The 6,514-nt window shown below is 51.2% G+C and carries 6 protein-coding genes and 1 rRNA gene; 4 read left to right on the plus strand and 3 right to left on the minus strand.

The annotated features are described in order from the left end of the window. Positions 1-29: 29 nt before the first annotated feature. The 3 genes from ACLD72_RS17925 to ACLD72_RS17935 are packed head-to-tail and all read right to left on the minus strand — an operon-like array spanning position 30 to position 2,448. Positions 30-764: an ABC transporter permease gene (locus ACLD72_RS17925; protein ID WP_410998517.1), complete on the minus strand. Its 735-nt coding sequence runs from the start codon at positions 762-764 to the stop codon at positions 30-32. Positions 765-775: 11 nt separating this feature from the next. Then, positions 776-1,531 (minus strand): ABC transporter permease, encoded by a 756-nt coding sequence (locus ACLD72_RS17930; protein ID WP_410998515.1) that lies wholly within the window; start codon positions 1,529-1,531, stop codon positions 776-778. Beyond that, positions 1,531-2,448, minus strand: a complete 918-nt coding sequence (locus ACLD72_RS17935) for an ABC transporter ATP-binding protein (protein WP_410998513.1) — start codon at positions 2,446-2,448, stop codon at positions 1,531-1,533. Before ACLD72_RS17935 ends, ACLD72_RS17930 begins: the two co-directional genes overlap by 1 nt. 153 nt (positions 2,449-2,601) lie before the next feature. Between ACLD72_RS17935 and ACLD72_RS17940 the strand changes: the two genes are divergently transcribed. The 4 genes from ACLD72_RS17940 to ACLD72_RS17955 form a co-directional block, all read left to right on the plus strand. Further along, positions 2,602-3,315 carry a response regulator transcription factor gene (locus tag ACLD72_RS17940; RefSeq protein WP_410998511.1) on the plus strand — a complete coding sequence of 238 codons (714 nt, stop codon included), beginning with the start codon at positions 2,602-2,604 and terminating at the stop codon, positions 3,313-3,315. Continuing rightward, complete coding sequence (locus ACLD72_RS17945) at positions 3,315-4,706, plus strand: sensor histidine kinase (RefSeq protein ID WP_410998509.1); 1,392 nt, start codon at positions 3,315-3,317, stop codon at positions 4,704-4,706. Before ACLD72_RS17940 ends, ACLD72_RS17945 begins: the two co-directional genes overlap by 1 nt. 62 nt (positions 4,707-4,768) lie before the next feature. After that, positions 4,769-5,845 carry a glycosyl hydrolase gene (locus ACLD72_RS17950; protein WP_410998507.1) on the plus strand — a complete coding sequence of 359 codons (1,077 nt, stop codon included), beginning with the start codon at positions 4,769-4,771 and terminating at the stop codon, positions 5,843-5,845. A gap of 400 nt (positions 5,846-6,245) precedes the next feature. Next, a 16S ribosomal RNA gene (locus tag ACLD72_RS17955) occupies positions 6,246-6,514 on the plus strand; the annotation flags it as partial.

Genomic DNA, 6,514 nt, shown 5'->3' on the forward strand with positions numbered 1-6,514 from the left:
GGGCCTTCCCGAATCGGAAGGCCCCCTTTCTAGGTGGTGACGACATCCGCTGTCCGCAGCCGGTGTATTGCCAAAGCCGAGAACACGGAAATATAAACGGCGTTAATAAAGATAAACAGACTATTTTCCCCACCCGTAAGCGAGCTTTGCTCTAATACGCCCATGCCGGTTGTCAATAAGCTAAACGGGAAGAGGAACCTCATGTTTAGGATGTACAGACCGAGACCAAGCATGGAGCAACATATGCTGATGCCGACGGGAGTGGCGAAGCTGCGTATCCTGAAGGAGAGCAAAAGCTGCATGGATGCGATCGAAATCGCGGCGATCCAACCGCGCAAAGCCCATCCGGCCAGTTCCACGGGAATATCCGCAGGAGGCAGCGAAAGGAGAAGTCCGAAGAGTAAGTATAAGGCAATGAATAAAGCTTGAACGCCTAAAATCAAAGCCGCAATCACTGTCAGTTTGCCGAAATAAATGCTGGCGGCGGAGACGGGGGCGGTATGCACCAGGTTCCAATTCCGGTTGGCATGCTCCAGCCTGCACACATACGCGCAGCAAATGGCAATGAGGATAGGAAAGAAAAACTCGCCGTAAAACAGGCTGACTTGAGTCCACAAGCTATACCATGCATTGTTCAAAACTGCTTGATTGGAATAATAGTTGAAACAGCCGATGAACAAACTGAGCGCAGGCAGTATGGTCATCGTTATCCAGATGCGCCCGCGGCGCAGTTTGAGCCATTCGGCGGCAATGCTTCGGATCATGGGAAACCTCCTTATATTTCTTGACGGGATACGTGAAGGCATCCGGCCGTATAGAATATCGCAATCATTAGCAGAGCGGCCACTCCGTTTCCTGCTTGCGCGGGCAACACGAAATAGTGGCTGGTTTCCGCTAAGGTATTAAAAGACATCCCGATGGGAGACATCTCCGTATAGTAGGACCAGACGATAAACTTGCGAATGGACGCGGGAAAGAAACTGGCCGTAACCCCTAAAAAGCCGCCGGCCATGCCAAGCGTAAGCGCAAAGGTCTGATTTTTGAACGTGAGGGAAACCCATTGCTGCACCGCAGTGACGGCAAGGTTTGTCAGGAGCGTGCCAGCCAGAAGGCGGACCAACAGCACGAGCGGCAGCGGGTCCGGGAAATTTTTTAGCACCCCGAAAGCCGATAAGGCGCATATCTGGAAGACGGCTCCGCAGAGCAGCAGCGCATTGGCGCAAATCCACTTGGCCAAGTAGATGCGGTTGCGGCTGACGTTGGTCGCCATCAGCATCTTCCACGTCGTTCCCTTATGCTCCATATCACAGAGGCGGGAAACGACCACGGCCGAAATGATGGGAAGAAAAAGCCCGTTTAACGTGGAAAGCATCAAAAGGACGTACTCCCATCCGGCGTTTTCGGGATGGCGGGCGAGCGTAATGCTGGTGACCATGAATATCCAAAGAACTTCGGCCGCCAAAAAAATCGCAATCATCCACCCGATTTTTTTGCGGCGCAGTTTAAAAAACTCTAAAGTCAGTTCGTTCATTACAGGCTGCGCTCCTTTCCCGTCAGCTCCAGAAAAATATCTTCCAGGCTTTTTTTTCGCTCCTCGATTCGGATCACGTCGAGTCCACAGTCGACCAACAAGCGGTTGACCTGCGCGGTTAAAGTATCGTCAAGATGGTCGAACAGCAGGCGCGAACCGCTAGAAGATGCTTGAAAGCCGTGTTTTAAGAGCAGGCGTTCCGCAGCTTGGTTGTCGGAAGTTTTTAAGGAGATGGAGATTTTCGTTTTGGCGTTGAGCTGTCCCATGGTTCCTTGGAACAGCAAGTGGCCGTTGCTGATAATTCCCACCGAGCTGGCGATTTGCTCGATTTCCGAAAGCAGGTGGCTGGACAACATTACGGTCATTCCGTAACGCGCGGGAAGCGATTTGATCAGCTCCCTGATTTCCAAAATTCCCGCCGGATCTAGCCCATTGGTAGGCTCATCGAGGATGAGCAGCTTGGGAAAGGCTAGCAGCGCCATGGCTATTCCCAGCCGCTGCTTCATGCCGAGCGAGTAATGGTCGACCCGCTTGTCCTTTTGTTTTTCCAGACGGACGATGCGCAAAACTTCATATAAATTTTTGGCCGGCGCATCATGCAGACGCTGCATGATTTTCAAGTTCTCCCAGCCCGTCAAATGACCGTAATAAGACGGCGATTCAATCAAAGAGCCGATCTGCTTAAGGATGGACCTGCGGTCTTTGGCAAGTTCGCGGCCGAAAACGGTCACCTGGCCTTCCGTAGGCTTGGTAAGGCCGAGCAGCATTTTGAGAGAGGTCGATTTTCCCGCACCGTTCGGCCCGAGGAAACCGAAAATTTCCCCTTCCGGAACGGCAAGATTAACTTTGTTTACCCGATAGACCCCATTGTACATTTTGGACAAGTTATGCGTTGCGATAAGCGCCCGGGAATTCATGTTTATTCAACTCCGTTTTTTTATTGTTTTCTTATCACTTTATAGTCCGAACCTTTCGATGAGCTTACGGCAACCTTACGACAACCTTAATTCACGGCATACCGGGGGGCGAAGCTCCGCCTTCCATGTATAATGAGTACTGGGTGAGGGTACATGGATAATTTGAAAGACAAAAAAATACTCATTGTGGACGATGAGCCGGAAATACGCGTGATGATCGAACGTTTTTTGCGCAAGGAAGGTTATTTTCGCATATACCTGGCGGAAAACTGCGCATCAGCGTTGTCCATATGCCGGACGGACAAGCCGGATATCGCTATCCTGGATGTGATGCTCCCGGATGGGGACGGCTTTGGCCTGTTAAGTGCGATCCGCACGTTTTCCGAGATGCCCGTATTGATGTTGTCCGCCCGGGGAGAAGATGAGGATCGTCTGCTGGGGCTAGGACTCGGAGCGGACGATTATTTGGTTAAACCGTTTTTGCCGCGCGAGTTGATTTTGCGTTTGCAGGCCATTTTGAAACGGACATTTGCTTCCGCTGCGCCGGAACGTTTGCCCGCGTTTTATCTGGGGGACATTGAGATCGATCTGGAAAGTGCTACTGTAAGGCGCAATCAAGAAGAACTGATGTTAACGGCCAAGGAGCGTACGCTTCTATTAAAGCTTTACGAGCACGAAGGCCGGATCGTCACGTCGGATGCCATATGCCAGGCGGTATGGGGAGATGACAGTTTTAGTTACGAAAACACGCTGATGGTGCACATCCGCCGCATCCGGGAAAAAATTGAAGCCGATCCGTCGCGTCCGCGGCATTTGCTCACGGTTAGAGGGTTGGGTTATAAGCTTCAGATGAAGGAGGCGCCGTAATGCAAGGAGTCATGACAATGCTTAGGCGGTTTATCGGCGCAACCATGCTGCTTTCCCTCTTGCTCATGGCCTTTAATCTGGTGCTGTTAGGCACGATCGTATTTAGTGAAAATAAACAGCGGAACCCGGAGTCGGTGGTTAGGGAAGTAGCGGAACAACTGGAAGTTCACTCCGATGGTTTTCGGCTTGCTGCCCCGGCGGCGAAGCTGCTGGATGATCATGAAGCTTGGGCTATGCTGCTCAATTCAAAAGGCAAAATTGCTTGGGAATATAAGTTGCCTAAACAGCTTCCGCGTACGTACAGCTTAGTGGATGTAGCCAAGTTCTCGCGCAATTATCTGTTGGATTACCCGGTGTTCATATGGGAGAAAGACACAGGGCTGCTTGTAGTGGGGTATCCTCAGCATACCTATGCGAAGTACCAAGTCAGCTATTTCAAGGATTGGATTCAATCTTTGCCGGTCCGAATCGTGCTTTTGCTGGTTTGTAATCTGGCCTTGTTTATCGTGTTGTCGGTCTGCTTGGGCGCATGGTGCATGCGAAGCATAAAACCGCTGGTCAGCGGAATCCACGGACTGACGAAGCAAGAGCCGGTCCAGGTCAAAGCCAAAAGTATTTTCCGGGATTTGGCGGACAGCATCAATGCCGCTTCCAGGATGCTGCAGGAACAGAACAGAGCCCTTAAAGCGAAGGATGAAGCGCGTTCCAATTGGATCGCCGGTATTTCGCACGATGTCCGTACGCCGTTGTCGATGATTTTGGGTTATGCCAGCGACTTGGAAGACCACTCGGCCTTGCCTTTGGATCAGCAGCAGCAAGCGGGAATCATTCGCCGGCAAGGCGAGAAGCTGCGTTCCCTTATCCATGACTTGAACCTGGTCTCCATGCTGGAATATGAAATGCAACCTTTAAGCATTAAAGAGGTACGAGTGTCCGCGATCGTCAGACAGGCGGCTTCCGATTTTCTCAATCAGGGGGTGGATACGAACAGGTATACCATTGAACTGGAACTAAATGACGAGAAAATAAAGGTGCGGGCGGATGAAAAGTTGCTGTTGCGTGCCGTATCGAATTTAGTACAAAATAGTATCACCCATAATCCGCAAGGCTGCCGGATCGTCATACGGACGGAATGGGATCGGGAACGGTCCGTATGCCGCTTGATCGTATCGGATAACGGCCAAGGAGCGGAACGTTCCGAACTGCCGGACTTGCTCAAGTTGCCGTATTCGTCAAGCCGCAAACGTACAAGGAAGCATGGCCATGGGCTGGGCTTGCCGATGGTTGCAAGGATTGCGGCGGCACATGGCGGCAGGCTGCTGCTTGAGAGCGGCATAAATGAAGGGTTTCAGGCAACGCTGGAGCTTCCGTCCTTCGTGCCAGGGACCTAAACTGTACTTGCTAACCGCTTTTTTGAATCATGGATTTAATTTGTGAAAAGGAGCTAACGCCCTTGTCTAAAATACGCGTTTTTCCCAAATCCTTTCTTTTAATTGGGGTCATAGCGATCATCGTGATTTTATGCGCCGGCACTTACTACTATATAGGGGGGGCGGAAGGCCAACAAAACGCCGCTTTGCAACCAGCCGGCCAGTCCACCGATTTATCGGCTTGGATCGTGGATTGGCAGCAGGAGTCCGGGGAGGGAGACTATGGGGCGCTTGGTTCCCGCCTGTCCGAACTGCAGATGTTTGCGGCTTATTTCGATGCGGCGGGACATCTCTATTTCAAAGATTCGTTTCGGGAGAGTCTTGCAAGCGATGCCTCGCTTCGTCAAGCTGACGGCGGGACTTTTATTACGATTGTCAATGACCGGGTGAACGGTGACGGTTCGGTTGTGCCAAAAGACCCTGAGCTGGTGCGCCATTTAACACGAAATAAGGCGGTTCGTCAGGAGCATATCCGGGAAATTGCTAACGCGGCCGATCAGCTTGATCTCGATGGCGTGGAAATGGACTATGAGAAAATCAAGGACGGCGATTGGAACGGTGTGGTCACTTTTTACAACGAATTGTATCAGGAGCTGCGGCGGGACGGCCGCAAATTGCGGATTGTGCTGGAGCCAAGTGCGCCGCTGAAAAAGCTGAAGCTGCCGGAGGGCCCCGAATATGTAGTGATGGCTTATAATCTGTATGGCTCCCACAGCGGGCCTGGGCCTAAAGCGGACAAAAAATTCATTAACGAACTTGTCGGCAAAATGAAGTCGATCCCGGGGAATAAACGGTTGGCCATAGCTGCAGGGGGATTTGCGTGGAACGAAAACGGGAAGGTTGCGGCGCTCACCGAAAAGGAGGCCGACGGGCTCGCCGCGTTGAGTAAAGAAGGAGTGGAACGCGACATAGCCAGTGGGAGCCTTCATTTTAAATATACGGACGCTGATGGCGGTGAGACGACTGTTTGGTATGCTGACGGCGTGACGTTGCGCGGTTGGATCGAGGCGGCGCGCGAAGCCGGATGCTCTCGCATCGCCATTTGGAGACTGGGCGGTCTGAGTCAACGAACCTTAGAGATTTTGGCGGAGATCGATTAATTGAAGCCGAACCTTATACTTTACAGGTTCACCATGGTAAAATCGGCGGGTTTCGGATTTTCAGGAGTGAATTCCCGGTTGTTTTAAACTGATGGATGCGGTATATTAATAAACGTCGCTGCAAGAGAGGTTTCCTAACAGGAAGGCGAAATAACGGTTGGAAATATCTGATTTAAAAAAACTCTTGCACTGATGAATTAAACGTGATATATTATAAGAGTTGCTGCTGCGAACGACGTTTCGAGGCGGTAACGAAACAAAACGAAGTTGATCTTTGAAAACTGAACAACGAGTGAGTATTAAATGAGAATTAATTTTCTCGTCAGTTTTTCTAAATGAGCAAGTCAAACACTTTTCGATGGAACACCTCGTACCTTCGGGTACAAGACTTCTTCCATCTTTATTGGAGAGTTTGATCCTGGCTCAGGACGAACGCTGGCGGCGTGCCTAATACATGCAAGTCGAGCGGACTTGATGGAGTGCTTGCACTCCTGATGGTTAGCGGCGGACGGGTGAGTAACACGTAGGCAACCTGCCCGTAAGACCGGGATAACTACCGGAAACGGTAGCTAATACCGGATAATCAAGTTTCTCGCATGAGAGGCTTGGGAAAGGCGGAGCAATCTGTCACTTACGGATGGGCCTGCGGCGCATTAGCTAGTTGGTGGG

The organism is Paenibacillus lacisediminis (assembly GCF_046567315.2).